3 protein-coding genes are annotated in these 3,181 nt (G+C 38.7%); all 3 read left to right on the plus strand.

Going from position 1 to position 3,181, the window contains the following annotated elements; genetic code table 11:
* A partial coding sequence (locus AC3AX0_RS10125) for a phosphoribosylformylglycinamidine synthase subunit PurQ (protein WP_487550172.1) occupies nucleotides 1-2,000 on the plus strand: 2,000 nt, incomplete at its 5' end.
* A 20-nt stretch (nucleotides 2,001-2,020) separates the two neighbouring features.
* A complete protein-coding gene (purE, locus tag AC3AX0_RS10130) occupies nucleotides 2,021-2,503 on the plus strand; it encodes a 5-(carboxyamino)imidazole ribonucleotide mutase (RefSeq protein WP_487550173.1) in 483 nt (160 codons plus the stop codon).
* A gap of 233 nt (nucleotides 2,504-2,736) precedes the next feature.
* On the plus strand, nucleotides 2,737-3,181 hold a 445-nt coding region (locus AC3AX0_RS10135; RefSeq protein WP_487550174.1), incomplete at its 3' end, for a phosphoribosylaminoimidazolesuccinocarboxamide synthase.

Raw genomic sequence — 3,181 nt, forward strand, 5'->3', positions numbered from 1 at the left:
ATACTGGAAGACTTGTGATGAAGTGGAGAGGCGATTCAATACTTGACATTTCAAGGGCCTTTCTCGAAACAAATGGAGTGAAGCAGAAATGCAACATATATGTTGCAGAGCCTTCTGAAAAGCCTGCATTTGAGATTAGAAATATAGAATGCGATAATGACGATGTGAAGAATGCATGGCTTGACAACCTTAGGAAGCTCAACAATGCATCTCAGAAGGGACTTGGTGAAAGATTTGACTCAACTGTTGGTGCGGGAACTGTTCTCATGCCTTATGGAGGAAAGTATCAGCTGACACCTACTGAAGGAATGGCTGCAAAGCTTCCTGTACTTGATGGAAAAACAGATACATGTACACTCATGGCTCACGGATTTGATCCTGACCTTTCAAAATGGAGTCCATACCACGGTGCACAGTATGCAGTAATACATTCACTTGCAAAGATTGTTGCAATGGGTGGAGATTACAGTAAGGTAAGACTTACTCTTCAGGAATACTTTGAGAAGCTTAACAAGGAAGAGAAGAGATGGGGTAAGCCTTTCTCGGCACTACTTGGAGCATTCAAGGCACAGACAGAGCTGGACATACCTGCAATAGGAGGAAAGGACAGCATGTCTGGAACATTCAAGGACATGGACGTACCTCCAACTCTAGTATCATTTGCAGTAACCCATGCAAAGGCAAGCAAGGTTATATCTCCTGAATTCAAGAAATCAGGATCATATATAGTAGCCGTTGAAATAAAACAGGAAGAAAATGGACTTCCTCTTTATGAAGATATAAGAGTGAAGTACAGTAAGATAGCTGAACTTATAGAAAAGGGAAGCATTCTTTCAGCTCATACCATAGGTAAAGGTGGATTGGGAGCTGCAATATCTAAGATGGCCTTTGGAAACAAGATAGGTGCACTTTGTAAATTCAACACCGACCTTAACAGTTTATTTGAGCCTTCATACGGGTCACTTGTTCTTGAAGTGGAATCCCTTGACTATCTTGAAGGTCTTGAACATATAAATATAGGAAAAACTATAGAAGATGAGATAATCAAGATAAACTGTGTGGAAATAGAACTTGACGAGATGATAGATGCCTGGATGAAGCCTCTTGACAAGGTCTTCCCTGCAAAGGAAGATATAGAGGGTGAAGTAAGGAAATTTGAATATACAGCAGGAAGGGTTATAAAGGGAAAAGGTGGAATTGCAAAGCCAAAGGTGTTTATTCCAGTATTCCCGGGAACAAACTGTGAATATGATACTGCAAAAGCTTTTGAAAGAGCTGGTGGAGAAGCGGAAATATTCGTATTCAGAAACTTTAATAGTATGAGTATAGACGAGTCTATAAAGCAAATGGCTGATAAAATCAAAGAATCGCAAATAATTGCAATTCCAGGAGGATTCAGTGCAGGAGATGAGCCTGAAGGTTCAGGAAAGTTCATAACTTCCGTATTCAGAAATCCAATGCTTAAGGAAGCAGTAATGGACCTTCTTAAAAACAGGGACGGTCTTATGCTTGGAATATGCAATGGATTCCAAGCTCTCATAAAACTTGGTCTTGTGCAGTACGGCGAAATAAGGGACCTTGAAGAGGATTCACCTACGCTAGCCTATAATAAGATAGGTAGACATATATCAACTTTTGTTAATACCAAGATAACATCGAATCTTTCACCATGGTACAGTAACTGCAAGGTAGGAGATATCCATGCAATACCTGTATCACACGGAGAAGGAAGATTCATAGCAAACGAAAAGTGGATTGCGAAACTTGAAGTAGCTGGTCAGATTGCGACACAGTATGTGGATGTCAACGGACAACCGACATATAATGGTTTTGCCAATCCAAACGGATCTGTGGAAGCAGTTGAAGGAATTACAAGCCCTGATGGAAGAATACTTGGTAAAATGGGGCATTCAGAAAGAATTGGAGACAATATACATATAAATATTCCTGGAAATAAGGATCAGAAGATATTTGAAGCGGGAATAAACTATTTTAAATAATACATTTTAGGAGGGTTACCATGAAAGTAGCAGTAATAATGGGCAGTGATTCAGATTTGCCTGTAGTTGAAAAGGGACTTAAGGTTTTAAGAAAATTTGGTGTTGACTTTGATGCAAGGGTAATATCGGCACATAGAACACCATTCGAAGCAGTGGATTTCGCAAAGAATGCATACAAGGAATACGACCTGATTATAGGGGCAGCAGGAAAGGCAGCACATCTTCCTGGAATTCTTGCAGGAGTCAGCACTCTTCCTGTTATAGGACTTCCAATAAAGTCTTCAACAATGGACGGACTAGATTCTCTTCTTTCCATAGTACAGATGCCAAGCGGAGTTCCAGTTGCTACAGTTGCTATAAATGGAGCTGAAAATGCAGCACTTCTTGCAGTGCAGATGCTATCAATTAAATATGACGTGTTGAAGGTTAAATTCAAGGAATACAAGGCTGAAATGGCTGCAGCAGTAAAGGAAAAAGACGCAAACATTCAAAGTCAGATATAGGTGACTTCAGCAAGTTGGGATAATATAATTTACAGGCTCCCTACTCCCTCGGAAAGTTAATCTTTATTGATAAGGTAGATTGACGAACCTTGAAGTCGAGACCTAGCCTGTAAACCATATTATCCTTGTAGCTGATGATGTTTTAATAATTTTAAGATGAATCAATTTATTAACTTTAAATCGTATCAGGTATGTCAAATAAAATCGAATTTGAAAATTTTGGAGGAATAACAATGAAAAAACTTGAAATGTTGTATGAAGGAAAAGCTAAGAAGGTATTTAAAACTGACAATGAAAAACAGTATATAGTTGATTATAAGGATGATGCTACTGCATTTAATGGCGAGAAGAAGGGTACTATTGTTGGTAAAGGTGTTGTAAACAATAAAATGTCTGCTGCCATGTTTATGCTTCTTGAAGAAAATGGAATACCAACTCATTATGAAAAGCTTTTAAGCGACAGAGAGTCTCTTGTAAAGGCTGTTGAGATTGTACCTCTGGAGGTAATAATTAGAAATGTAGTTGCTGGTTCATTTGCAAAGAGAATGGGTCTTGAAGAAGGTACAGAGCTTAAGGAAACTATATTTGAATTTAGTTACAAGGATGATGATCTTGGAGATCCAATGATAAACGATTATCATGTTTATGCAGTAGGTATTGCAGATAGAGAGACTGTTG

Source organism: Dethiosulfatibacter sp. (assembly GCF_983023055.1).